At 62.1% G+C, this 24,552-nt stretch carries 21 protein-coding genes and 1 pseudogene; 12 read left to right on the forward strand and 10 right to left on the reverse strand.

Features of this window, described 5'->3' with window-relative positions; genetic code table 11:
* The 3 genes from ACH2EI_RS21495 to ACH2EI_RS21505 all read right to left on the reverse strand — a co-directional run.
* Window positions 1–1,022, reverse strand: a 1,022-nt coding sequence (locus ACH2EI_RS21495; protein WP_395161535.1) for an MFS transporter, incomplete at its 3' end; no start/stop codon positions are given.
* 102 nt (window positions 1,023–1,124) lie between these two features.
* A complete protein-coding gene (locus ACH2EI_RS21500; RefSeq protein ID WP_395161537.1) occupies window positions 1,125–1,991 on the reverse strand; it encodes a DNA-formamidopyrimidine glycosylase family protein in 867 nt (288 codons plus the stop codon).
* A gap of 38 nt (window positions 1,992–2,029) precedes the next feature.
* Window positions 2,030–2,422: an SCP2 sterol-binding domain-containing protein gene (locus ACH2EI_RS21505; protein ID WP_395152600.1), complete on the reverse strand. Its 393-nt coding sequence runs from the start codon at window positions 2,420–2,422 to the stop codon at window positions 2,030–2,032.
* 19 nt (window positions 2,423–2,441) lie between these two features.
* On the opposite strand from ACH2EI_RS21505, the gene ACH2EI_RS21510 reads away from it, so the two are divergent.
* Window positions 2,442–3,137, forward strand: a complete 696-nt coding sequence (locus ACH2EI_RS21510) for a hypothetical protein (protein ID WP_395161539.1) — start codon at window positions 2,442–2,444, stop codon at window positions 3,135–3,137.
* A gap of 116 nt (window positions 3,138–3,253) precedes the next feature.
* Window positions 3,254–4,063: a DUF3097 family protein gene (locus ACH2EI_RS21515; protein WP_395152621.1), complete on the forward strand. Its 810-nt coding sequence runs from the start codon at window positions 3,254–3,256 to the stop codon at window positions 4,061–4,063.
* Window positions 4,064–4,138: 75 nt separating this feature from the next.
* On the opposite strand, the gene ACH2EI_RS21520 is transcribed toward ACH2EI_RS21515, so the two are convergent.
* Window positions 4,139–6,250, reverse strand: coding sequence for a sodium-translocating pyrophosphatase (locus ACH2EI_RS21520; protein WP_395152598.1), 2,112 nt, complete (start codon window positions 6,248–6,250; stop codon window positions 4,139–4,141).
* A gap of 367 nt (window positions 6,251–6,617) precedes the next feature.
* Between ACH2EI_RS21520 and ACH2EI_RS21525 the strand changes: the two genes are divergently transcribed.
* From ACH2EI_RS21525 to ACH2EI_RS21535, 3 genes are read left to right on the forward strand one after another with little or no spacing between them, the layout of a single operon-like run.
* Window positions 6,618–7,439 carry a succinate dehydrogenase cytochrome b subunit gene (locus ACH2EI_RS21525; protein ID WP_395152597.1) on the forward strand — a complete coding sequence of 274 codons (822 nt, stop codon included), beginning with the start codon at window positions 6,618–6,620 and terminating at the stop codon, window positions 7,437–7,439.
* A 2-nt stretch (window positions 7,440–7,441) separates the two neighbouring features.
* Window positions 7,442–9,358, forward strand: coding sequence for a fumarate reductase/succinate dehydrogenase flavoprotein subunit (locus tag ACH2EI_RS21530; RefSeq protein ID WP_395152620.1), 1,917 nt, complete (start codon window positions 7,442–7,444; stop codon window positions 9,356–9,358).
* A 50-nt stretch (window positions 9,359–9,408) separates the two neighbouring features.
* Complete coding sequence (locus ACH2EI_RS21535; RefSeq protein ID WP_395152596.1) at window positions 9,409–10,179, forward strand: succinate dehydrogenase/fumarate reductase iron-sulfur subunit; 771 nt, start codon at window positions 9,409–9,411, stop codon at window positions 10,177–10,179.
* A 70-nt stretch (window positions 10,180–10,249) separates the two neighbouring features.
* Here the strand turns inward: ACH2EI_RS21535 and ACH2EI_RS21540 are convergent, their stop codons facing one another.
* Entirely contained in the window at window positions 10,250–11,938 is a 1,689-nt protein-coding gene (locus ACH2EI_RS21540; protein WP_395152595.1) for a TIR domain-containing protein, read from the reverse strand.
* A 107-nt stretch (window positions 11,939–12,045) separates the two neighbouring features.
* Window positions 12,046–14,238 (reverse strand): glycoside hydrolase family 2 protein, encoded by a 2,193-nt coding sequence (locus ACH2EI_RS21545; protein ID WP_395161541.1) that lies wholly within the window; start codon window positions 14,236–14,238, stop codon window positions 12,046–12,048.
* A 133-nt stretch (window positions 14,239–14,371) separates the two neighbouring features.
* Between ACH2EI_RS21545 and ACH2EI_RS21550 the strand changes: the two genes are divergently transcribed.
* Window positions 14,372–15,802, forward strand: a complete 1,431-nt coding sequence (locus ACH2EI_RS21550) for a sigma 54-interacting transcriptional regulator (RefSeq protein ID WP_395152593.1) — start codon at window positions 14,372–14,374, stop codon at window positions 15,800–15,802.
* Window positions 15,803–15,814: 12 nt separating this feature from the next.
* On the opposite strand, the gene ACH2EI_RS21555 is transcribed toward ACH2EI_RS21550, so the two are convergent.
* The 3 genes from ACH2EI_RS21555 to ACH2EI_RS21565 form a co-directional block, all read right to left on the reverse strand.
* On the reverse strand, window positions 15,815–16,123 hold the full coding sequence (locus ACH2EI_RS21555; protein ID WP_395161543.1) for a hypothetical protein: 309 nt from the start codon (window positions 16,121–16,123) through the stop codon (window positions 15,815–15,817).
* 157 nt (window positions 16,124–16,280) lie between these two features.
* On the reverse strand, window positions 16,281–17,198 hold the full coding sequence (locus tag ACH2EI_RS21560) for a family 1 glycosylhydrolase (protein WP_395152591.1): 918 nt from the start codon (window positions 17,196–17,198) through the stop codon (window positions 16,281–16,283).
* A 28-nt stretch (window positions 17,199–17,226) separates the two neighbouring features.
* On the reverse strand, window positions 17,227–17,772 hold the full coding sequence (locus ACH2EI_RS21565) for an adenylate/guanylate cyclase domain-containing protein (protein WP_395152590.1): 546 nt from the start codon (window positions 17,770–17,772) through the stop codon (window positions 17,227–17,229).
* A gap of 131 nt (window positions 17,773–17,903) precedes the next feature.
* Here ACH2EI_RS21565 and ACH2EI_RS21570 point away from each other — a divergent pair, with 131 nt between their 5' ends.
* From ACH2EI_RS21570 to ACH2EI_RS21580, 3 genes are all read left to right on the forward strand, one after another.
* Window positions 17,904–19,916, forward strand: coding sequence for a hypothetical protein (locus tag ACH2EI_RS21570; protein ID WP_395161545.1), 2,013 nt, complete (start codon window positions 17,904–17,906; stop codon window positions 19,914–19,916).
* 257 nt (window positions 19,917–20,173) lie between these two features.
* Window positions 20,174–20,473, forward strand: a complete 300-nt coding sequence (locus ACH2EI_RS21575; protein WP_394928743.1) for a WhiB family transcriptional regulator — start codon at window positions 20,174–20,176, stop codon at window positions 20,471–20,473.
* 101 nt (window positions 20,474–20,574) lie between these two features.
* Entirely contained in the window at window positions 20,575–20,757 is a 183-nt protein-coding gene (locus tag ACH2EI_RS21580; protein ID WP_394931896.1) for a twin-arginine translocase TatA/TatE family subunit, read from the forward strand.
* Window positions 20,758–20,909: 152 nt separating this feature from the next.
* Here ACH2EI_RS21580 and ACH2EI_RS21585 read toward each other — a convergent pair whose 3' ends face one another.
* A complete protein-coding gene (locus tag ACH2EI_RS21585; protein ID WP_395152588.1) occupies window positions 20,910–21,266 on the reverse strand; it encodes a WhiB family transcriptional regulator in 357 nt (118 codons plus the stop codon).
* A gap of 422 nt (window positions 21,267–21,688) precedes the next feature.
* Here ACH2EI_RS21585 and ACH2EI_RS21590 point away from each other — a divergent pair, with 422 nt between their 5' ends.
* The 3 genes and pseudogenes from ACH2EI_RS21590 to ACH2EI_RS21600 form a co-directional block, all read left to right on the forward strand.
* Window positions 21,689–21,958 carry a hypothetical protein gene (locus ACH2EI_RS21590; protein WP_395152587.1) on the forward strand — a complete coding sequence of 90 codons (270 nt, stop codon included), beginning with the start codon at window positions 21,689–21,691 and terminating at the stop codon, window positions 21,956–21,958.
* 38 nt (window positions 21,959–21,996) lie between these two features.
* Entirely contained in the window at window positions 21,997–24,108 is a 2,112-nt protein-coding gene (gene ppk1 / locus ACH2EI_RS21595; RefSeq protein ID WP_395152586.1) for a polyphosphate kinase 1, read from the forward strand.
* Window positions 24,109–24,340: 232 nt separating this feature from the next.
* Window positions 24,341–24,552: pseudogene (locus ACH2EI_RS21600) on the forward strand (ABC transporter substrate-binding protein); the annotation flags it as partial.

The following is a 24,552-nucleotide window of genomic DNA, read 5'->3' on the forward strand; positions in this document are numbered from 1 at the left end:
ATGAGGAACATGAACGACGACAACGTCAGGGCGAGCACCGGCATGTACACCCAGATGCTTGGTTGCCCGCCGGCCGCGATCGAGATGACGCACAACAGCAGAGTGAACGGGATCAGCAGTGCGTAGGCCGAGTTGATGAGTCGATGCACGCCGACCCGCACGACGATGCGGCCGTTGATGATCGCTCCGGCGGCGAAGAGCACAGCGACCAGTCCGAAGATCAGCGGGAACTGTGCCTTTCGGTCGAATACCTCGCTAATAATGAGCTCGCTGCTCGCAAGGTACGTCGTGAACACACCCTGCAAGAAGATTGTTGCGTTGGTGTAGCCCGATGTGACCGGCGTGCGTGCGACTTCGACGTACCCCTTCGTTGTCGAGCGGAACTGCAGCGGTCGCTGGTTCGCAGGGTTGAGCGACTCGCGCATCCGGACGCTCCAGAGCATGATCACCACGGCGAAGATCGCGCAGAACCAGAAGATGGCGCGCCAGGGAAGAAGGGCAATGATTCCGGCGCCGATGGTCGGAGCGAGGATCGGCACAAGCATGAAGACGGCCATCACCTGCGACATCGCCTTCGCCATTTGGCTACCCTCGAAGCGGTCGCGAATGATCGCAGTCGCAACCACCCGGGCGCCTGCAGCGCCAATGCCCCAGACGAAACGGCTGAGGAGCAGCAGCTCGAAGGTGGGGGCCAAGGCCGAACCTGCGGCACCGACGATGTAGATAGCGCTGCCGGCGTACAGGACCGGCTTGCGGCCGAAGCGGTCAGCGATTGGCCCCCAGGCGAGTTGGGCGATGGCGAGTCCCATGAAGAAGACCGTGATGACCTGGCCGGCGCGAGGTGAAGCTTCACCGAGGTTGAACGTCTGGCGGATCTCGTCGAAGGCGGGCAGCATGGTGTCGATGCCGAGCGCCATCAGCGCCATGATCGCTGACATCAGCGTCAGCAGTTCTCGCTGGCCCATGCGGTACTCCTGCGCGGCCGGAGGGGCGGCGGCAGTGGAGGGAGCGAGTTGGGTCACGTTTGGACCATAACGACTCGCTTGGGAAGGGTTACGGGCGAGCGACGAGGGTCACCCCAGCAGGAGAGCCGCGGTCACACTGTGCCTGACACAGCGTGACCGCTATTTGAGGAACTTGCTGGTCGTGTTGTCGGCGAGCACCTTGCCGCCGGTCTGGCAGGTCGGGCAGTAGTTGACGGTGTAGCTCGAATACTCGACGTCTCTGACGGTGTCGGAACAGACGGGGCAGACCTCGCCGGCGCGGTTGTGGACAGCACTCGGACGGTCCTTCGACGAGCTCATGTCTTGCCTGGTCCGTTCGTAGGCCAGCCCGTCGGCGAGGCAATGGTCAATGGCCGCTGCCACCTTGGTGGCACCATCGGCACCAAGCTGCTTGGTCGTGGCGAATGGCGAGATTTGTGCGGCGTGGCAGATCTCGTTCGAGAGTCGACGGCCGATGCCCGCCACCATCCCCTGATGCCGCAGGAAGCCATGCACGCGCATCGACTTCGCTGCGAACAACTCAGCCAAGTCGACTGGGTCAATCCCGGCCGCTTCGGGACCGAGCTTGGCGAGTGGGAGCGTTGCTTCCAAGTCGGCCGACGGCACACACCACACCCCGGCACGCCGCTCCTTGCCCTGTTCGGTCAGCAGTAACGCTGTCTCGTCGATACCGCCGTCGCCGAGTTCGATGGGTTCGAAGATGAAGCGGGCTTGACCACCGCGTGGCTTTGCCGAGAGCTTGGTGTCGGCGAGAAGCCGACCGCCCTGCATGAGGTGGATCACGAAGCTGATCGGCTCGAAAAGCAGGATCAAGTACTTGCCGCGGCGGCCAACGCTGAGCAACGGCAGGCCGTATGCCGCCTCAGGCGCAGGAACGGCGGTTTTCAACGCGGTGAAGTTGAACGGCGTGAACTTCGTGAGCACGCGGCCAGCGAATTGGCGATGAAGTCGCTCGGCGTGTGCCTCAACTTCGGGCATCTCTGGCATGGGCTGAGACTAAACGAGCTGCCGAACCAGCCGGAGTGTTACTCGTAGGTCGTGCGTTCTTTCACGCGGGCGAACACTGCATCGAGTGCCCCGAACACTGCCTGGTTGTCAAGCAACTTCTGCTGGTCGCCCCACAGGCGGATGCGGCCGCCAATGAAGGCTTCCTGGGCGTTGAGCTCGCCGGTCGCCACGGCGACTGCGGTATCCCATCCCTGTTCCATCTTGACGTCCTCGGGGTCGGCTGCACCGGCGCCGAACGAGGCCGTGCTGTCACCCACCTGCAAGTGATAGGTGATGTCGCCCTCGGGGCCGTCGGACACGACTTGCGTGACGCCGATCGTGTGCGTCGATGAAATGTCCCGGAGGTGTTCGCTCGCTGCCACTTCTGCGGTCAGGGCGTTGATCCAGTCGAGGCTCAGGTATCGCAACACCCCCGTAGTCTGCCTGATGATGTCGGACTTCGCAGCGAACTCGGGCACCGGCGGTTTGCACGACGGTCGACACCCAGGCAGTGTCGAAGAGTGGGTGTTTGCCGCATGGGCCGCAGACGCAAGCCTCGGTGTGATCTCTGGCCATCGCATTCTCGGCAGGACGGCCTGGTACTGGGCGGCGCTCGCGCGGGCCGGTCGACCGCTGCTTCACATCACCGACTTCGACGTGCCGGTCAGGCTTGCCGATCCATTCATCGTCAAAGGCGAGGCGATGTGGGCCGAACACACGCGTGAAGCTCCGATGGAACAGTGGACCATCGGCAACGAGACGTATGCGGCATCGCTCGAGGACCCCGAGGATGCGCTCGGTCGGGGCTACGGCGTTCCGACGCCCATCGCCTTTGACCTCGAGTGGTACGCCACGGCTGCCGAGCAGCGCCTCGACCCGCAGCCCGACATGTCAACCGGTTACGAGCAGGCAGGCGTCGTGCACGGTTCGATCGAGATCCTCGGCGAACTGGCCGTCGAGCTCACGGAGGCACCCGCTTGCCGCTGGCATCGATGGACCACCGGCGAGGACTTGCCTCTCGGTCAACTGATCTTGCCGATCGCCGTTGCGCACAGTGGCGTGCGTGCGCCCTTCCGGTTCCCGGACGGCGGCGAGAGCGACTTGGTCCTCACTGCCGACGGCTGGCACTGCCGCTCGACCACCTAAACCCAAAACGCCGTCTGCGTCGAAGAATCGGGTTGTATGTCAACCAATTGCTCGACGCAAACGACGTTTTCGTGTCATGCTCAATGGTTTCGAATATGAGTTTCAGCGGCGACATCATGGATGAGTACTCCCACGGCGGAATGGGCCGCGCGAAGCCGAAGGAATACCCATCGATCGTGGTTGAAATCGGCATGGTGATCGAAGACCGGTCGAGTCATTTCGTCGGCAGCCTCGCTCGCTGGAACGCCGAGGGCGTCACGCTCAAAGACCGCGCGCAATATCTCCGACACTTCACCTGGAAGCCCGGCGGGTTCCTGATCGACGGTAAGCCGGTCACGCTCGTGCGTCCCAAGCAGGTCAAGTCGGTCACGCAGCGGACGACTGCGTCAGGGTCGGTTGCCAGTGACGGACGAGCCCGCGTCGCTCGCGCCAGCCGCATCTGGGTCGAAGGCAAACATGACGCTGAACTACTCGAACATGTCTGGGGCGACGACCTTCGCGATCTCGGCATCGTCGTCGAACCGCTGCACGGTGCTGACGACTTGAAAGCAATGGTCCAAGAGTTTCAGCCAGGCCGCCAGCGCAAGCTCGGCGTGTTGCTCGACCACCTTGTGCCGGGCTCGAAAGAGACGCGCATTGCTCAGACGGTCAAGGACCCGAACGTCTTGATCACGGGGCATCCGTTCGTCGACGTCTGGGCCGGCATCAGGCCGAAGGTGATGGGCCTCGACGCCTGGCCCGACATCCCGTACGACCCGGAGGTCACCTGGAAGGAAGGGCTGTGCGCAGCGCTCGGTGCTCCGTTCGACGGCTTCTGGCCGCGTCTGCGTAACCAGGTCAACACGTTTGCCGACCTCACGTCCGAACTGGTCGGCGCCGTCGAACAGCTCATTGACTTTGTCGCAGACCTCTCTGACGACGACTGACCTCGCCGGAAAACGACGGAGGGCGGGCCCACAGGCCCGCCCTCACATTCAGTTGTTCAGTTGGTCAGGTGTTGATCAGACGAAGGCTGATGCGAACACCAGGCTGACGATCGTCATGACCTTCAGCAGGATGTTCATCGACGGCCCGGAGGTGTCTTTGAACGGGTCGCCAACGGTGTCACCGACAACAGCGGCTTTGTGCTGCTCGGAGCCCTTGCCGCCATGCGCGCCGGCTTCGATGTACTTCTTTGCGTTGTCCCAAGCGCCGCCGGAATTGGCCATGAAGATGGCCAGGGCGAAGCCTGTGACGAGCGCACCGGCAAGCAGGCCGCCGAGAGCGTCGACGCTGATGAATCCGACGACGAGCGGCACGACCACGGCGAGGGCACCCGGGATGATCATCTCCTTGAGCGAGGCCTCGGTGGAGATTGCGACACAGCGAGCTGAGTCCGGAATGACGCCGGGAAGCCCTTCGCGCAGGCCTGGGATCTCGCGGAATTGGCGACGTACCTCTTCGATCATCTTCGCTGCGGCACGGCCGACGGCGTCGATCGTGAGTGCGGCGAAGAGGAACGGTAGCGCCGCGCCGATGAAGAGGCCGGAGAACACGTCGACCTCACCAATGTCGAGGTTGAGCACGGTCGCCCCGTCGGAGGCTGTGGCGATGGCGAACTCGAAGCTCTTGAAGAGTGCGAGTGCGGTCAGCGCTGCCGAGCCGACAGCGAAGCCCTTGGCGATTGCGGCGGTGGTGTTGCCGAGTGAGTCGAGGGCGTCGGTGACTTCACGTACTGACGGGTCAAGCTCGGCCATTTCGGCAATACCGCCGGCATTGTCGGCGATTGGGCCGTACGCGTCGACGGAGACAACGATGCCGGTGGTCGCAAGCATGCCGATGGCGGCGACGGCGATGCCGTAGAGCCCACCGAGATCGGCGACGTCGAGGATGCCACCGGAGTCGCTGCTAAATGCTTGCTGGCCACCCCAGTAGGCGACGGCAACACCGGCCAGGATCAAAGCGACCGAAGCCGCAACCGACTGCATGCCGATGCTGATGCCCTTGAGAATCGTTGTGGCTGGACCGGTTTCGGTCTGCTGGCTGATGTCCCGGACCGGCTTGTAGTGATCCGACGTGTAGTACTCGGCGGTCTTGCCGAGTGCCCAGCCAATGACCAGGCCACCGATAACCGCGACGGCAAGGCCCCACGGCTTGTCGGAGTCGCCGAAGATCCAGTAGGAACCTCCGAGCACGCCGACGGCGGTGATGGCCATGGCCACGTTCGTACCGAGGTGCAGCGCCTTGCTCAGGTGCTTCGAATCGGTCGAATCGCCACCCTTGACGAGGAAGGAGCCGATAATCGAAGCGACCATCCCGATGAACGCGACGAACATCGGGAAGACGAAGAACTTCAGTGCGTTTGCGTCGCCGGCCTGCTCGGCGCCGATCGCTCCAGCGAATGCGACGAGTGAGATCGGTGCGATGATCGAGCCGGCGTACGACTCGAAGAGGTCGGCACCCATGCCAGCAACGTCGCCGACATTGTCGCCGACGTTGTCGGCAATGGTGGCCGGGTTGCGGGGGTCGTCTTCAGGGATACCGGCTTCGACCTTGCCGACGAGGTCGGCGCCGACGTCAGCTGCTTTGGTGAAGATTCCGCCGCCAACGCGGGAGAAGAGGGCGATCGTCGATGCGCCGAGGCCGTAGGCCGTGACGATTTCGAATGCTTGGTCGACCTCGAGGAGGGTGACGAACACGATGTACGTGGTCATGAGGCCGAGCAGGGCGAGGCCTGCGACCGAGAAGCCCATAACGGCGCCGCCGCGGAAGGCAACGGGAAGTGCCTTGCCGGGCCCTTGCTTTGCAGCTTCGGTGGTGCGGGCGTTAGCCATCGTCGCAACGGTCATGCCGGCGTAACCGGCTGCCGACGAGAGGAATGCGCCGAGCAGGTAGGTGACTGCGGCAAGCGGCGCAATGACGACTGCCAGTAGCACCGCCATGGCGCCAGCGAAGATACTGACCCATTTGTACTCGGCTTGGAGGAACGCCTTGGCGCCCTTTTGGATCTCGGTCATCAAGAAGACCATGCGCTCGTCTCCGGGCGACTCCTTCTCGACTGACTTGTAATAGAAGAACGCGACACAGAGGGCGGCAATGGCCGACAGCGCTGCGAGATATGGAATTGATCCCACGGGGTAATGCCTCCTGGGCAGATTGGGTGTTGAACACGCTTGTGCACGTAGACACAAGCAACCAGACCATACTGGCCGGTCGGCAAGGCTAAATCCCAACTCACCGGTTTCCACGTCCATCATTCCGCCGCAGAAGGGTGGGCAGAAGGGTGGGCAGAAGGGTGGCAGCAGGGTGGGTAGAGGGTCGCCGGGGTCACCGATTTGCGGACCGATCTCGCGTCCGATGTACCGTCCGATGTGCTTCGGGCCAAAGTGGACGTTCGGGTCAAACGTGGACGCCCGGGGATTGGCAAAGCGACGGTCGTCACCGGGATTGGTGTGAGGTGGATTGGGCCGAGGCCGGGCGTGGCGGAGTAGCTTCGATGCCATGGCACAAATGTTGAGCCGCGGCCCGGTAACGGGCACCGCCTTGAAGGCGAACGCAGCAAAGAGAAAACCATTCCTGCTCGATCTTTACGGCACGGCGGTCGGCAAGAAGTACGTCATGGCGATCACCGGCCTGATGGGCATCGGGTTCGTGCTGTCGCACATGATCGGCAACCTTAAGGCGTACCTCGGTGTCGTCACTGAGGGCAATGAGCGGATGTACGACATCGATGTGTACGGCGAGTTCCTCCGAGAACTGCTCGTGCCGATCCTGCCGCACGGCTACACGCTGTGGCTGCTACGACTCGGCCTGATCGGTGCGCTTGTGCTGCACCTGCACGCTGCATGGTCGCTCACCCAACTCAACCGCAAGGCCCGCTCGGTCAAGTACCAGTCGGCGCGGGATTACCAGATCGCCAACTTCGCCAGTCGCTCCATGCGCTGGACCGGCCTCATCGTCTTGGTCTTTATTGCCTGGCACTTGGCGGACCTCACGTGGGGCTGGCTCAACCCGGACTTCGTGCAGGGCGCTGTGTACCGCAACCTTGACGCATCGCTGAGCCGTATTCCTGTCGCAATCCTGTACGTCGTTGCGAATATTGCGCTCGGCATCCACCTGTTCCACGGCACCTGGTCGCTTTTCCAGTCGGTCGGTGCAAACAACCCCCGATTCAACAAGTGGCGCAAGGGCGCTGCTGCTGGTGTGGCCACGATCATCGTCGTCGGCAACGTGTCGTTCCCGATCGCCACGCTCGCCGGCGTTATCAAATTCGACCCCGACGCAATCACGTGCTGCGTCGATCAGGAAGGACACAGCGAATGACCATCACTCTCGACTCCAAAATTCCTGACGGCGCGATGGCCGACAAGTGGAACAACTACATCGCCAACCAGAAGTTGGTCAACCCGGCCAACAAGCGCAAGTTCAAGATCCTTGTGGTCGGCACGGGCCTGGCCGGTTCGTCGGCGGCTGCGTCGTTCGGCGAACTCGGCTACGAGGTCGAGGCGTTCACCTTCCACGACTCACCCCGGCGTGCGCACTCGATTGCTGCGCAGGGCGGAATCAACGCGGCGAAGAACTACCAGGGCGATGGCGACAGCGTTCATCGTCTGTTCTACGACACTGTGAAGGGCGGCGACTTCCGTGCCCGCGAGGCCAACGTTCACCGTCTGGCTGAAGTGTCGGTCAAAATCATCGACCAGATGGTCGCCCAAGGTGTGCCGTTTGCTCGCGAGTATGGCGGCCTGCTCGCCAACCGTTCGTTCGGTGGGGCCCAGGTCAGCCGTACGTTTTATGCACGCGGCCAGACCGGCCAGCAGTTGTTGATCGGCGCGTACCAGCAGCTCGCTCGCCAAATCGGCTTGGGCAACGTCAAGCTTTGGAACCGTATTGAATTGGTCGACGTTGTCACCGTCGACGGCAAGTGTGCTGGCATCGTCACCCGCGACCTGATGAATGGCGAGGTCAAGTCGCACTCGGGTCACGCTGTGGTGCTCGCGACCGGTGGGTACGGGAACGCCTTCTACCTGTCGACCAATGCCATGGCGTGCAACGTCACCGCAGCGTGGCGGGCACACCGCCGCGGGGCGGCGTTTGCGAACCCGAGCTACACGCAAATTCACCCGACGTGCATCCCGCAGGCCGACGACTTCCAGTCAAAGCTCACGCTGATGTCCGAGTCGCTCCGCAACGATGGTCGCATCTGGGTCCCGAAGGATGCCGATGAGACCCGCCCGGCTGCGCAGATCCCCGAAGACGACCGCGACTACTACCTCGAGCGGATCTACCCGAGCTTCGGAAACCTTGCACCGCGTGACGTGTCGTCGCGAGCTGCCAAGCGTGCTGTCGACGCCGGGCAAGGTGTCGGCCCGCTCAAGAATGGTGTCTACCTTGACTTCGCTGAGTCGATCAACCGACTCGGCCTTGACACCATCGTCGAGCGCTACTCGAACTTGTTCGAGATGTACGAGCGCATCACCGGTGAAGACCCGCGCGAGACGCCAATGCGCATCTACCCGGCCAGCCACTACACGATGGGTGGGTTGTGGGTCGACTACGAACTGCAGACGACGATCCCCGGTCTGTTCTGTATTGGCGAAGCGAACTTCTCCGACCACGGAGCAAACCGGCTCGGTGCGTCGGCGCTGATGCAAGGCCTCTCCGATGGGTACTTCGTGCTCCCATACACGATTGCCCCGTACCTGTCTGATCTACTCAACAAGCCGATCCCAGACACCACGCACGAGGCCTTCGTCACTGCTGAGCAAGAGGCGCGAGATCGTTTCCAGGGCTACCTCGACATTGGCGGAACGAAGGGCCCCGACCACTTCCATCGCGAACTCGGCCGGATCATCTGGGACTACTGCGGCATGGATCGCAGCCAGGTCGGCCTCGAGAAGGCGCTGGCTGAGATCCCGGCACTCCACGCTGAGTTCAAGAAAGACCTCCGCGTCACCGGTTCAGGAACGAGCCTGAACCAGACGCTCGAGAAGGCCGCACGAGTCGACGATTTCTTCGAACTCGGCATCCTGATGTGCCAGGACGCACTCACCCGTGAAGAGAGCTGCGGCGGCCACTTCCGTTCTGAGCACCAGACCGAGGATGGCGAAGCGCTTCGCAACGACGACGACTTCGCCCACGTCACGGCATGGGAGTGGAGCGGCAATCCGTCCGAGCCGATCGAACATCGCGAAAAGCTCGAGTACGAAGTCGTCCACTTCGCGACGCGTTCGTACAAGTAATCGCTGCCGTCCCATCATCTGAATCGCATCTGAGAAGTAAGAGACATCACGTGAACAACCTCTCCAACATCAACCTCAAGATCTGGCGCCAAGATGGTCCTGATTCACAGGGCCGCTTCGAAAGCCATCAGATCCCCGAGATCAGTGATGAAGCCTCGTTCCTTGAGATGCTCGACATCTTGAACGAACGCCTCATTGAAGAAGGCAAGGAAGCCGTGGTCTTCGACCACGACTGCCGCGAAGGCATCTGCGGCACCTGTTCGTTGATGATCGACGGCCAGGCGCATGGCCCCCAGCGCGGCACGGCAACCTGCCAGCTCCACATGCGACAGTTTGAGTCTGGCGCAGAGATCGTGATCGAGCCGTGGCGGGCATCAGCGTTCCCGATCATCAAAGACCTCATGGTCGATCGCTCGCCGTTCGACCGCATCATCGAAGCGGGCGGTTACATCACCGCGCCGACCGGTGGAGCGCCCGACGCCAACCTGATTCCGATTCCGAAGCCGGTTGCTGACGCGTCGATGGACGCAGCTGCCTGCATTGGTTGTGGAGCGTGTGTAGCGGCGTGCCCGAACGGTGCGGCAAGCCTCTTCACCGGGGCGAAGATTTCGCACCTGAACTTGCTGCCTCAGGGCCAGGCCGAGCGGTACAAGCGCACTGAGGCCATGGTCGAAGAGATGGACTCGCACTTCGGTTCTTGCACCAACCACGGTGAGTGCGAGGCGGCATGCCCGAAAGAGATTTCGATCGACAACATCGCCACAATGAACGCCGACTACGCCAGGTCGAAGTTCAAGAACCGCAAGGCACTTTCCCGCTAAGCACGCTTTGCCGCCAGAACCGCTTGCGAAGGCGTGAGGTAGGTGCGCAGGTGATGCGTTTGGGCTGCGTTCAGCAGACTGGCTTGTAATCGACTTTGTCGCCGACAAAGCGGTTCCATTGTTCGAGCGTCAGTTGTTCGGTGGTGGAGTCGCAGGCGAGCTGGATCCAGCGGACGATGTTGAGATCGAACACGCGGGCCGTGCCGGACTCGTCGATCGTCTCGAGTGTGGTCGCGCTCAGGTTGGCGTTCGTGTCTGAGGCGTCGTCCTCCAAGTATTCGCAGTCGGGAGAACATTCGACGGGCAACATGTTGCCGATCAATTGGGCGGTGCGCGCCGAGAACAGCTGGGTTTCACCCCACACGGTCACGAACGCTCCGAGGTCATCGTCGATGCTGAGCCGGACGAGGGCTTCTTCAGACTCGAATTTCTTGCCGAGCTCGCCTGCGATATCAGCCTCCAGAACGTCGTTGCCTTCCTCGTCCCACACCGACAACCTGAGGCCGGTTGCGGCGTTGCCCTCGTCGTCAAGACTGTCGACCACCGAGACTGCAATCAGATCGTTCTGAGGGCCAAGCGCGGCTCCGAACACCCCGCTCCCCGGGGTCTTGCGTTCGAAGAGAATTTTTGCCGGGAGTCCACTCCGGAGGTCGTACACCTGATAGCTGCTCTGCGGCAGGTTTACGACGACCAGTCGGGTCGAGTCGGGACTAAATGTCACATCGCGCAGGAAGATGTTGAGCCCTGTCGGATCGTCGACCAGGGTCTGCGTTTCTCCGGTGGCGACATCGCGGACCCTCTGGCCAGCGTCGATGACCTCGAATCTGGCATCCAACGATGTCACTCGACCGACTGCTGCGTCGGAGCGTTCGGGTGACCGCAATGCAGCGATGGCCTCGGCGGGGAGTATCTGAAGGAGCGCATCGCGGGCAGCGGCCGTCGGCGAACTCGACGCGGCCTCGGCGGCAAGGAGCAGTCCGATCGTCTCGTTGCCGAACGCATTGAGCTGGACGCTCTGGGCTGCAAGCGCCCGCGAGGTTGCGATCCGGAGCTGTTCCTCGGCCCGGTTGCGCTCGGTATTCGCAGTAAAAAACTGGATCAAGGCAAATGCTGCCAACGCAATGGAAACCGTGGCTACCCCGAGTGAGATCCCCGCGGTCCGGCGCTGGCGTTTAGTTTCGGCAATCCGGCTCGACTGCACGTGCTCGCGCATGACTGCGGTTGGTTGCGGCTGCTCGCGACGTCGGTCGATCGTGAGGGCCGACTCGGCGGCTGCCAACGCTGCACCGCTGAGCAGGCGGCTGCGCTCGCGACGGTGGCGCTCCCATTCGAGTGCGTCGGTGAGCAGGCTGGTGTGCTTCTTGGCCCACTTTGGATCGCCCGTGAGGGCTTCGTCGATTTTCTGGAGCGCTCCCTCGCGCTCGTCGTCCGATCGCCAGAAGATCCAGTTTCGATCGCCGATCTCGGGGATCGTGTCACCAGGTTCATGGATGACAATCGGCAGAATCCGTTTGCCCATCTGGTCGGCGTGGCGCACCTCCTCGGCACAGATCTCTGACGCAGCCGAGTGTTGCGAGACGATTGCGACGAGTGCCTCGGTGGTCTCGATGCCGTGGTTGATCTCGCCCCGCCAGTGCACGGCGGGTGCAATGTCGTCCTCGTCGATCCACCGTTCGATCCCTCGGGCTGCGAGTTGTTCGATGAGCTGATCGCGAAAGCTCTGATCCTCTCGGGCATAGCTGACAAAGACCTTGGTCACGGAGTCATTCTCACAGAGCGCGGTCCGCCACGCTCGGAATCGACCGCTTGCGAAGGCATGAGGGAGGTGCGCACCTACCTCACGCCTTCGCCTGAAGAGGCCGCCGTTCAGCTGCCGGGTGGGAGCGTGACGGCGGTGGTGTAGCGGTTGTGGCTGATCGTGTCGCCGGCGGTCATCGTGAGTTCGATTGCAAGTTCACCGAGCGTGTCGGGCACGGTCAAGTCGATCGTTCCCACCTTGACGACATCGTCGGCTCCGACAGGGCCACCGAAGCGCCAGCGTTTCTCGCCACCTGCCCACGAGGCAATGGCGTCGACCACGGCGAAGTCGATCGGTTCGCGCAGATCGCTGATCAGATGCACGTCGAGCTTCATCCGGTCGCCCTCGTTGATCCACTCTGGCGGCTGGTCGGCAACAATGAGAACGGGAGCGCAGGCGGCTTGCACGACGGCGAAGGCATCTTTCGGGACGCGTTCGTGATCAAGGATGCTTGCAGAGATGACGGGTGCAGGGTCGGCGAGCGCGTAGAAACAGAAGCCACCTGACGGCCGGTACTTCAGCCGGCGAAGTGTCTCGATCTGCGTCTTCAACACATGTGACTGATACAGCTGGGTCGTGTCACGCCATTGTTCGTACGACTCGAATGACCCGGGTGGGAACAGCCGCTCGAACTGGTCGCGCTGATATCCGTACTCGACCGCGAGGCGCGCCCAGTCGAGGTTGGGCCAGTCGTGGTTGCGGAGCTGTTCGTCGATGAAGGGCGCTGTGTACGGCGGTGCATGTGCGCCGAATTCGGAAACGAAGCGCACGAGCCGCGGTACTCGCGAGGCAAACCGTGCAAGGTCTTCGGCTTTGCCTCGATGCCAACCGAACCAGATGTGGGTATCGGTCCCGCTGAGCTGCGGCAAGTGGGGGAGGACGCCGGAGTGGGCGACTGTTTCGCGGGTGGAGTCGGCCTTCTCGAACGATCGCTTAACCCAGCGATCGAGCACCGACTTGTTCCATGACGGCAACTGCTGTGCGAGCACGGTGCGTGTGCGCTTTTTCCAATCAGAACGGTCGGCACCCGTCGTGGCGGCTGGGTCGTTGTGGGCCGTCCACTGGATGATCGACGGGTGATGACCGAGTGCATCAACGGCGGCTTTGGCCTGACCGACCGCTTGCCCGCGCACTGACCGGGCATGGCCCCACTGGAGTGGGAAATCCTGGAGGATCAACACGCCGAGTTCGTCCGCAGCTCGGTACACCTCGCGGTTCGCGATGTGGCCGTGCACACGCACCACGTCGAGGCCGAGTTCAACCGCCAGCTCGATGTCTCGTCGGACGGCGGCGTCGTCGGCGTCGGCCAGCCCAGCGCGGGTTGGCAGCACGTTGGCGCCTTTCAGGAAGAGCTGCTCACCGTTGATCGAACAGATCCACTTGTCCCACGAGACTTGGCGCAATCCCGTGCGGCGAACCCGCCGATCGCTGACCTCAGGTGCGGCATCAGGCGTATCAGGCGTGACGACAACTTCGACCGCGATGTCGGTCAGCGGTTGTCCGCCGAGTGCATGCGGCCACCACAGGGCCGGCTCGGAGATGTCGATATTCCACTCGATCTGGTTTTCACCGGACGCAAGGACGTGGTCTCGCTCATCGTGCACGTCGCCGTCGACCAATGTCCGGACGGTGACGGTGCGTTGCGTATCGCTGTCGAGGTGCGACGAGAGGCGGACATGGGCCCGGCGATCGTCGGCGTCACGGCACAGCACGCGGAGCCGCTCGATCCGAACCGGGCCGGTGTCGTACACGTGGATGGGTCGCCAGATACCGCCGGGGTTCCAGTGGCGATCGAGACCGTCCCAGTGCTGGAAGATGCCGGTGATGTTGCGCCGATTGTTCGCGCCCGAATGAGGCGCACAGGTGACCTCGACGGCGAGGACGTGCTGTTCGTCGAGCTTCGAGAGTGCCGTGATGTCGAAGGTGTGCGGGAAGAAGTAGCCCTCGGGGTCGCCGAGGTAAGCGCCATCGAGCCACACATCGGCCTGATAAAAAATGCCGTCAAGCGTGACCCAGCGGCGGGCGCCGTCGGCTGGCGGGTCGGCGGAAAAGCGATGCCGGTACATGATCGGGCCATCGCTGGAAGCGAACTTGTCGGCGTCGCGCCAGTGTCCGGGGACCTCGACCGGTTCCCAGTGCTGGTCGTTGGTGTCAAGCCCGATGCCGTACCGGCGGATGTCGTCGTCGGCCTCGGTGGCAACCCAGCGGCCGGTGAGTTCGCGCCGCGTCGCGTTCCAACGGTCGACGGAAGCGGAGTCCATGCTCGTGAGCGTACGCCCGCATGGCCGGGCCTCGATAGTCCCGTTCCCCGTTCCGGCGCCTGGGGCAAGAATGGATATCTGAGGTTGCTCGCTCGCCTGAACATGGGCAGAGCGAGCGCGGTAGGTTCGACAGATGGCAGACGAGACGAACGATCGCGCGACCACACTCGGCGAACTCCAGGCTTCCGGATGGGTTTCCCGGCCCGTCAAGCAGGAAGTCCGTGAACACGCCATTGCCAAGGTCATGGCTGGCGAACCGCTGTTCAAGGGTGTGCAGGGCTATGAAAATACTGTGATGCCGCAGCTCGAAAACGCTCTGCTCGCAGGCCACGACGTGGTGTTTCTCGGCGAACGCGGTCAGGCCAAGACTCGCATGATCCGTTCGCTGACTGGGTTGCTCGACGAGTGGATGCCGATCGTTGCTGGCAGCGAGATCATGGATGATCCATACAACCCGGTCTCGAAGTACGCGAAGGACCTGGTTGCCGAGCAAGGCGACGTTACGCCGATCGACTGGGTGCACCGGGATCTCCGTTACGGCGAGAAGCTCGCTACTCCCGACACCTCGATTGCCGACCTCATCGGGGAGGTTGATCCAATCAAGGTTGCCGAGGGCCGCTACCTCTCCGACGAACTCACGCTGCACTACGGCATGGTGCCGCGCACCAACCGTGGCATCTTCGCGATCAACGAACTCCCAGACCTCGCAGAGCGCATCCAGGTCGGCCTACTCAACGTGCTTGAAGAACGCGACGTGCAGATCCGCGGCTACAAGATCCGCCTGCCCATCGATGTGATGCTGATGGCCTCGGCCAACCCAGAGGACTACACCAACCGCGGCCGCATCATCACGCCGCTGAAAGACCGCTTTGGAAGCCAGATCCGCACGCACTACCCGCTCGAGGTGCAGACCGAAGTCGACATCATGCTGCAAGAGGCGCAGTCACTCGACATCGAGACGCCGAACGGCCCAGTGACGGTCAGCGTTCCCGGCTACCTCACCGACGTCATCGCGACGTTCTCCCACCTTGCGCGGTCGAGCAGCCAGGTCAACCAACGCAGTGGGGTGTCGGTCCGTCTGTCGGTGAGTAACTACGAAGCGCTTGCGGCCAATGCGCTGCGTCGCGGCCTGCGCTCTGGCGAAACGAACATCGTGGCCCGAGTCGATGACCTCGGTGCGCTTGCTGCGAGCTCGATGGGCAAGATCGAAATCGAGTCCATTGACGAAGGCCGTGATGGAGCGATCATGGAGAGCCTCATCAAGGGCGCCGTGCTCACGGTCTTCAAAGACGTAGTGCCGCCCGAGCAGACCCGTGCAGTCGTCGACGCATTCGAAGAGGGCGCAGTGGCCCATACCGGCGAGTCGATGACGAGCACTGAACTTGCTGCTGTGGCTGAGCAGGTCGATGCGTTGAAGACACCCGTGGCAATCCTCACCGGTGGCGACGAGTCGCCCGGCGCGGTCGCTGCCGCGGTCGAATTCATCCTCGAAGGTCTGCACCTGTCGAAGCGTTTGAACAAAGACTCCAGCGGCGACAGCGCTACCTATCGCAGCCGGACCTAATTTCCTGGGCGGTCACGCTCCTGTCTCGCTGTCACACTCACCGCTTGAAACCAAGCTGACCAAAGTGTGACAGCCAGCGAGCGATGATCGGGCTGACGCCCCACTCGCCGTGCTCGGCAACCTGTCGGGTTTGAGTGCCTCGAGGGCGAACCGGAGTTCGATCCGGCTCGGTAGCTTCAACTCGAGATGCTCGACGTCACCGAGCACTTCGTCGGAACCAAAGCCGAAGTTGCAGCGCTGGCCGAGCGGGGTGAACGACCGCCGGCCAACCGCTGCGCCAGCGTTGAATGGCCTGGCCCGGGTTGCGTCGTTGCTCTTCACGGCAACGTGGTCGTCCACCGCGGCGGGCCGTTAAGCGTTGCAGCCGAGCGGATCACGATGGTCAACGGCTACATCAGCACCGATGGCACTCGCGACGATCCCACACGGCATCAGGACCTGTTCCACGTCGACGATTCGTCACGACGAGCTCGGAGATTCAGTCGGCGTCAACGTTGGTGTCGCCGAGGACGGCGTCGGCCACCGGCGTCGTGGAGCGAGCCGAGTCGAGGAGGCCTCCGGAAGACTCGGGGCCCGCGATTGCGGGGTCGACGAATGCGATTCCGATGTGCACCCCGTCGGCGATTGCTGCGTCGAGTGCGATGACGAACTGTTCTGCGATGAGGCCTTGTACGTCGGCGGCGTCGTGGCGCGCTGTGAATTGGCTGATTATCATCGGCGTATCTTCGGCAAGTTCCGCTGAGCGCATCACCTCCTCGTGCATTTGCTCGCGAAGGTGATCGAGTTGTTCGTCGTTCGGTTCTCGTTCGTCGAGGTCAGCGTGCGCGAGAACGATGCCGATCAGGTCGCAGGTCTCGAGGAAACTCGCGGCGCTGTCGATCGTGCTGGCTGACAGCGACGCGACAACGGGTGCCTTGCCGCCGCGGAGCGCCGACCACGTGGCGGCCCAGCCAGCAGCGGGAAGGTCAGCGGTGATCTCGGCGAACGGGATCCAACCGTGGACACCTGTACCAAATCGGTCAGCGACACGCTCGACGAATCTCGGGAGCCACTTGACTGCGACATCGGAGTCGTCGATGCCGCCCTCATTGGTGACCCAGCGCGGCTCGTCGCTGTCATGCAGCGTCGCCCAGACTCGGAGCCCGATTGCATCGGCGGCCGTAAGTACTTGGTCGTACCAGTCGGTCCATGCGCTGTCGAGGTCGCCAGGTTTTGCTTGCAACCGTGCCCAGTCGAACGTGAGCCTGAGGTCGGTGACGCCGACTTGCTGCAGAACGGCCAGGTCGTCCGGCCAGCGCGTCCTAAAGCCGTTGCCCGCTGTGGGACCCAGGTTCGACATGTCGCCGTATCCGAGAGTCACCGCAGTGGTGAGCGTGGCGCCGCGTGCAAAGACCATGGTGGTGCGGGGCTCATCGAGCCCGACGTCAGATGAACGGCGTCCGCGTCCAGAGATCGCTGGTGTCGGACTCGGCTGCCTGCGGAACACCGCTGAGTGCGACGACGTCGATCGATCCTGGGAACCCACGGAGTTCGACTTCGCCGACGGAGTTGGCGGTGACCCCGGCGGGGAGGCGCTCGATGTGCATTGTGGGCATGAGCGCCTCGACGCCCTTGGCGTGGTCGCACAAACGTGATGCCATGTTGACCGCGGAGCCGATGTAATCGTCGCCCTCGAACAGCAGTGCGTGGCCAGTGGCCAGGCCTGAACGAACGGTGAGCGGGGCGCACACTTCGTTGGAGAGACGATCGAGGTCGAGGACGAACTCGATGGCGTCGCTCTGGTCGACGGCAACCACCATGCAGCCGTCACCCAACCACTTGGCAATACGCACGCCTCGCTCGGAGGCCACTGTGCGAACGATCGTACGGAACGCGCTGAGGATTCGCCCGGCAGCGTCGTCGCCGAAGGCTGCCGTGTAGTTCGTGAACCCTGAGAGGTCAACGAAGACAAATGTGCGTGGTACCCGCATGGCACTCATGCTAATTGCATCGCCACATGAATGCGTTTCGTGGAGCCGGTTCCTGAACGTTTCCGAATCCGTGTCAAATCGAAAGACAGCGCGACGGCGACGGCGGGTTGGGAGGGGAGTAGGTTCAGATGATGGCGTCACGATTCACGTACTCGCGATGGGACGGCACACAGACCGGCTTCGAACTCGATGCCGATGCCGCATTCGACGAACTGACCGACGAACTCCTCTACCACGGGGACGTCAACGCGGCACTCCGCAAGATGATGCAAGAGGGCATGCGCGATCGCGACGGCAACCAACTGAAGGGCCTCCGCGAGCTACTCGAACAACTACGCGAAGAGCGCCAGAACCGGCTCGATAAACATGATCTCGGAGGTGTCTACGACGAGATTAACGACGAACTCAACGACCTGATCGACGAAGAACGCCACGCCATCGAAAATGCGCTGCGAGACGCCCAGAACTCCGGCGACCAGCGCCGCGCTGACAATGCTGAGTCGGCCGCTGCGGAACGCAACATGCGGCTCGATCTCATGCCTGACGACTTGGCTGGCAAGGTGCGCGAGCTCGAGAGCTACAACTTCGAGTCTGACGAATCGAAGCAACGATTCGAACAGCTCATGGAGAAACTCAAAGACCAGCTCATGCAGCAGATGGTCGACCAGATGTCCGGTGCTATGGAAAATATGGGCCCCGAAGACATGGCCCGCATGAAAGACATGATGGCTGCGCTGAACGAGATGCTCGAGAAGCATCAGCGTGGCGACGATCCCGGCTTCGAAGACTTCATGGAAAAGTTCGGCGAGTTCTTCCCCGAGAACCCTGAAACAGTCGAAGAACTGCTGGAACAGATGGCCCAGCGGATGGCTGCGATGCAGGCCATGATGAACTCGATGACGCCCGAGCAGCGGGCCCAGATGCAGCAGCTCAGTGACCAACTCATGGATGACATGGACCTGCAGTGGCAGATGCAGCAACTGTCAGGGAACCTGCAGCAGATGTTCCCGCAGATGCAGTGGGGAAAGAGCTACGACTTCGAAGGCCAAGACCCGATGGGCATGGGCCAAGCCATGCAGCAAATGCAAGAGCTCGGCGATTTGGACCAGCTCGAGAACCTGCTCCGCAACGCAGCGAGCCCTGGTGCGCTGGCCGAAGCTGACATGGACAAAGTTCGCGATCTGATGGGTGACGATGCTGCCAAGTCACTGCAGCGGCTCGCTGACCTCACCAAGCAACTCGAAGCGGCCGGCCTGATCGAGCAGAAGGAAGGCCGGCTGGAGATGACCCCGAAGGGCCTTCGCAAGATCGGCTCGAATGCGCTGCGCGAACTCTTCTCAAAGCTTGCCAAGGACCACATCGGCCAACACGAGACCAGCAACATTGGTCAGGGTCACGAGCGCACGTACGACACGAAGCCCTACGAGTACGGCGACCCGTTCCAGCTCGACCTGAACCGCACTATTCGCAATGCCGTTCGTCGATCTGGCGGTGGCACACCGATCAGCCTGCATCCCGACGACTTTGAGATCGAAAAGACCGAGCATTTCACTCGTTCGTCAACTGTACTGATGCTCGATCTGTCGTTGTCGATGCCGATGCGCGACAACTTTCTGCCGGCCAAGAAGGTCGCTATGGCCTTGCACAGCTTGATCAGCTCGCAGTTCCCTCGTGACTATCTCGGCATCGTTGGATTCTCCGAGACCGCTCGCATCCTGAAGGCCGAGCAGTTGCCCGAAGTGTCCTGGGACTTTGTCTACGGCACGAACATGCATCACGGCTTCACGCTTGCCCGCCAACTGCTGTCCCGAGAATCTGGCACGAAGCAGATTATCATGATCACCGACGGTGAGCCCACGGCACACATCACGCCCGATGGGTACCCCTTCTTCAACTACCCGCCAGCGCGTGAGACGATCGAGGCAACGCTACGCGAAGTGGTTCGGTGTACGAAGGAACAGATCCGGATCAACACCTTCGGCCTCGGCGCCGACGGCTCACTGCGGGCTTTCATCGAGCAGATGACGTCGATCAACCGAGGCCGGGCCTTTTTCACCACCCCGGAGAACCTCGGCGACTACGTGCTCGTCGATTTCATGGAGGGCAAGCGCGCCATGGCACGCAACGCCCGCCGCGCTGGCTGAAAGCTGGGCCTGCCGAGCGCGGCTTCCGAAGAAAAAACATCGCGCGTTGCGCGCGACTGTTCGCGCCAACCGCGCGATAAATCCAAACGTGCACTTGCGGAATGGAGGTGTGCTCTGGCAGAATGACGTTCGTGTAGTTACAAGGTTGTTGCGACGGCGTCAAGCATTCACGATTGGTGAAACGCCATAAGCAATGGCTTTTCAAAAAAAGTTCTCCAACTCAGACGATTTTCGGACCCACACAGGAAGTCCCTCACATGCAGTTCATCACGACATCGAGCATCACCGTCAGCGCCACACCGGTCGAGCCGGAGCAGGACTGGCATGATCACGCGAACTGTCTCGGCGTCGACCCTGATCTCTTCTTCCCCGAGCGCGGTGCGTCCACCCGCGAGGCGAAGGAAGTCTGCCGGGGCTGCGAAGTCCAGCACGATTGTCTCGAGTTCGCATTGCAGAACGGTGAAAAGTTTGGCATCTGGGGTGGCCTGTCGGAACGCGAACGGCGGCGAATTCGTCGTCAACGTGCCCAGGTCGCGCGCAGCATCATCGGCGCATGAGCCGGTCTTCCTGACGCCCGCAAGGTCTACGGACGTCGGCCTTGTCGGGGCCTTGGAGATGGCGCGACCCCATCGATACGGCGGTGGGGTAGCCTTGCCTCATGATCGGATTTACGCTCGGTGGCCCAGAGGGCATCATTCTCCTTGTTCTCGTGCTCGTGCTCTTCGGCGGTTCGCAGCTTCCCAAGCTCGCGAAGAACCTGGGCAAGGCACAGAAAGAATTCAAGGACGGTCTGGACGAGGCGAACAAGCCTCGCGAAGACGCCAGCTCCGACGCTGACTGAGACGTTGCACCCGCTCTGGCCGTTTCAGAGCTGCAGGTCACCTGAAAACGCAACGATGCCCCGGCACTGAACTGGGGCATCGTTGCGTTTTCGGATCGATTCAGCCAGGGTGGCGACCGGCCGTGCGGGTGGCATTCAGGCGTTTGTGCAGCTCAGGAATGGGCGCCGACAACGGCGTCTTCGCGGCGGCGCTTCAGAATGCGACGACGCTCGCGCTCGCTGCATGCGCCCCACACGCCGTGGTCGATTCGGGAATCGAGTGCGTACTCGAGGCATTGGCCGACGACAGGACATTCCTTGCAGATCTTGCGGGCGCGATCGACGCCGACGCCATCGCTGGGGAAGAACGTGGCCGGGGGGTGGAGGCGGCAGTTGCCGTCGGCCATCCACGCTGTTTCTGAGTCCGGGTCATGCGGTGCCGTGTTGAGTTCGATTGGGCGTTCGTTGAGGGCGGCGTGCTCTGCACGGCTGAGGCCCTTCAGCTTGTCGTTCTTGGCTCGCTTGATCATGTTTGGTGGTCCTCTTCACGATGCTGTGCTGATCGGCCCGAAATTGGCGGGATACCTATTTTGACGTCGCTGGGAGCCGCTTGGTTCCCAATTTCTTGTTCGTTTCGACTTGCTTTCTGGATGCTTTTTGTCGTGACTGATATTTCTGTTGCCGTGGCAGGGCGACTGGATGTTGCGCCGTTGATGGCAAACCGTAACACATTCGTAAAGAAAGTTTGCATGTTCTGAGACAAATTTACGGACGAATCTCGCCCCGGTTCTGTGACCGGAAACGCGTGAAGCCAGAGCGGTTCCCTCGCGCTGCGCACAGATCTCCACCCCTCCACACCCTTACGCACTGTGATGATCCTCCCGCCGACTCGTCAGAGCCTGGTGAGGGCAAACGAAACGATCGGGAACTTCGAGCCGTTAGTCTGCAAGGCATGAGTGACGTCGCTGTCGAGAACCGAGAACCCAAAGCGCACGCTCGGATCGTGTACCACGGCCCGGTGTCACCGCACTGGGAGGTCTACGGCGACTGGGGCGACCGGCAGACTCTCGACGAGTTCCGTGCTCGCGTGCTGGCACGCCTCGTGTTGCTCCCGCGCGACGACCCGCAGTTCCGCCGTAACCGCGAGCGCATCGTGCGTGACGCCGAGCGTGCAATGATCTCTATTGAATGGGACCTCGGCCGTCCCGAAGACGCGTCCTGAACTCCACGGGCACCACGACACCCGGAAACGGAAATGCTGTGAGTTTGTCGGAGAACGGTCAGATTGCCGTCGACGAGCGCTTTCTGAATCGTGAGTTGAGCTGGCTAGCGTTCAACGAGCGTGTGCTTGAACTCGCAACCGAGCCCGGCATTCCTCTGCTAGAACGCGCCAAGTTCTGTGCGATTACGTCGACGAACCTCGACGAGTTCTTCCAGGTGCGTGTCGCGGCCCTGAAAGATCAGGTGATTGCCGGCATCGACCGGCCGACGTGGGACGGTCGGACCCCTGCCCAGCAACTCGCAGCGATTTTCGAATGGGTGCCCGGCATGATTGAGCGCCTTGACGAGGCCTTTGTCGATCGTCTCGTTCCCGAGCTTCGCGCCGCCGGTGTCGAGATCATTTCGTGGGACGACACGACCATGGACGAGCGCGCCGCCCTCGATCGCATCTATGTGTCGCGCATGTTCCCCGTGCTGACCCCGCTTGCTGTCGATCCGGGCCACCCGTTCCCGTATATCTCTGACCTGGCGCTGTCGCTCGCCGTCAACGTGGCTGACCCGGAAACCGGCGATCGGCGCTTTGCCCGGCTCAAGGTTCCCGACGTGTTCCCGCGTCTGATCGAGTGTTCGCCCGGCCGCTTCGTGCCGGCTGAGGAGATCATCGGCGCCAAGCTCGATCGGCTTTTCGTTGGCATGGTCGTGGAGAGCTGGGCTGCGTTCCGCGTCAGCCGGAACGGTGACCTCACCGTGGAAGAAGAAGAAGCCGACGACCTGCTCGAAGCGGTCGAGATGGAACTCCGTCGCCGTCGCTTCAACAGGGCTGTGCGTCTCGAAGTCGCCTTCGATATCGGTGAAGAGCTCCTCGACCTCCTCGTCCGTGAACTCGATCTCTCGCATGACGACGTCACGGTGCATCGGTCCCCACTCGACTTGAGCTGCCTGTTCGAATTGATGTCGCTCGACCGTCCTGACCTCAAGGACGAGGCATGGTCGCCCGTCACCGCCGGGCGGATTGCTGCTGCCGACGAAGGCGACCGACCAATCTTTGACGTCGTTCGCCATCGCGCAGTGATGCTCCATCACCCCTACGAGAGCTTTTCCAGCAGCGTCGAGGAGTTCATCGGGCAGGCAGCTGACGACCCGAAGGTGCAGTCGATCAAGATGACGCTGTACCGAGCGGGCGGCGACAGCGCAATCATCCGCAGCTTGATGAAAGCAGCCGATCGTGGCAAGCAGGTGGCGGTGCTGGTCGAGATCAAGGCCCGTTTTGATGAGGCCACCAACGTCCAGTGGGCCAAGCAGCTCGAACGGGCCGGTGTCCACGTCGTCTACGGCATGGTTGGCCTGAAGACGCACAGCAAGGTCGTTCTGATCGTCCGCGACGACGGCGACCAGCTTCGCCGCTACTGCCACATCGGTACCGGCAACTACAACAGCAAGACAGCGCGGATTTACGAAGACATCGGCGTGATCACCTGCGACCCGGATATTGGCGCCGATTGCGCGCAGCTTTTCAACCATCTCACGGGGTACAGCCGTGCCCACGACTACAAGACGCTTCTGGTTGCGCCACGCGATCTGCGCCGTCAGTTGATCGACCTCATCGAGCACGAAGCATCCTTCGGTCCGGAGGGGGAGATCGTGATGAAGTGCAACTCGATTGCCGACGAAGAAGTGGCCGAGGCGCTGTACGCGGCAAGTAACGCGGGCGTGCGGATCGAACTCCTGGTCCGGGGCATCTGCTGTCTGCGAGCCGGAGTCCCCGGGATGAGCGAGAACATTCGCGTTCGAAGCATTCTCGGCCGGTATCTGGAGCACAGCCGGATCTATCGGTTTAAGAACGGCAACGTTGTCGTCAATGGCCGGTTGCCGGGTGCCGTCACGAACGAGATCCACCTGATCGGCTCAGCCGACCTCATGCCGCGCAACTTGAACCGTCGCGTCGAGGTCCTGGTACCGATCGAACACGAGCGTCATCGGGCGTGGCTCGACCAGGCCATCGAGTTCCAGCTCGCCGACGACATTGTCTGTTGGGAACTGCAACCTGATAACCGATGGGAGCGAATGGGTCCGACCGATACGTTTGTGCCCCATGCACAAGAGCGCATGCACCGCTGGACTGTCCAGCAGCAGACCTCCATCACGCACTGAATCGCGCATTCCAATGGCGGCTGATTTCCGCGGTTGGTAAAACCGTTCCGCCTGTGGCCCCCCAAAGTGACCGGCCCTGTTCACCTGTTGGTCGTGTCGTTGCGAAGCGTTCACCTCTCGTTCACCTGAAGCGGCGGACTTGTTTACCTTGCTTGCGTATCTTCAGATTTGTTCGTTGCCATCCGGGCAACAGCAGCGTGAACCGCACCCAATTTCCCCCAGGAGTATTAACGTGAACTCTCCCAAGCGCCGGCTCGTAGCCGGAGCATTTGCTCTCACTCTCGTCGCTGCAGCATGTGGCGGCGATTCCGGTAGCGGCTCAGCCGAGCCGGCTGCTGAGACGACCGCCGCCGCCAGCGAAGAGCCGGCTGCTGAGACGACCGCCGCCGCCAGCGAAGAGCCGGCTGCTGAGACGACCGCCGCCGCCAGCGAAGAGCCGGCTGC

This window comes from Ilumatobacter sp., assembly GCF_041688325.1.
Taxonomy (GTDB): Bacteria; Actinomycetota; Acidimicrobiia; order Acidimicrobiales; family Ilumatobacteraceae; genus Ilumatobacter_A.

Bases quoted from the DNA above. Each gene is read 5' to 3' on its own strand.
- ACH2EI_RS21560 (WP_395152591.1), bottom strand. From the start codon at position 17,198: ATGGTCTTTGCACGCGGCGCCACGCTCACCACTGCGGTGACTCTCGGA.
- ACH2EI_RS21515 (WP_395152621.1), top strand. From the start codon at position 3,254: ATGGATGAGTACTCCCACGGCGGAATGGGCCGCGCGAAGCCGAAGGAA.
- ACH2EI_RS21590 (WP_395152587.1), top strand. From the start codon at position 21,689: ATGAGTGACGTCGCTGTCGAGAACCGAGAACCCAAAGCGCACGCTCGG.
- ACH2EI_RS21575 (WP_394928743.1), top strand. From the start codon at position 20,174: ATGCAGTTCATCACGACATCGAGCATCACCGTCAGCGCCACACCGGTC.
- ACH2EI_RS21565 (WP_395152590.1), bottom strand. From the start codon at position 17,772: ATGCGGGTACCACGCACATTTGTCTTCGTTGACCTCTCAGGGTTCACG.
- ACH2EI_RS21570 (WP_395161545.1), top strand. From the start codon at position 17,904: ATGGCGTCACGATTCACGTACTCGCGATGGGACGGCACACAGACCGGC.
- ACH2EI_RS21500 (WP_395161537.1), bottom strand. From the start codon at position 1,991: ATGCCAGAGATGCCCGAAGTTGAGGCACACGCCGAGCGACTTCATCGC.
- ACH2EI_RS21525 (WP_395152597.1), top strand. From the start codon at position 6,618: ATGGCACAAATGTTGAGCCGCGGCCCGGTAACGGGCACCGCCTTGAAG.
- ACH2EI_RS21580 (WP_394931896.1), top strand. From the start codon at position 20,575: ATGATCGGATTTACGCTCGGTGGCCCAGAGGGCATCATTCTCCTTGTT.
- ACH2EI_RS21510 (WP_395161539.1), top strand. From the start codon at position 2,442: ATGTCGGACTTCGCAGCGAACTCGGGCACCGGCGGTTTGCACGACGGT.
- ACH2EI_RS21585 (WP_395152588.1), bottom strand. From the start codon at position 21,266: ATGATCAAGCGAGCCAAGAACGACAAGCTGAAGGGCCTCAGCCGTGCA.
- ACH2EI_RS21550 (WP_395152593.1), top strand. From the start codon at position 14,372: ATGGCAGACGAGACGAACGATCGCGCGACCACACTCGGCGAACTCCAG.
- ACH2EI_RS21545 (WP_395161541.1), bottom strand. From the start codon at position 14,238: ATGGACTCCGCTTCCGTCGACCGTTGGAACGCGACGCGGCGCGAACTC.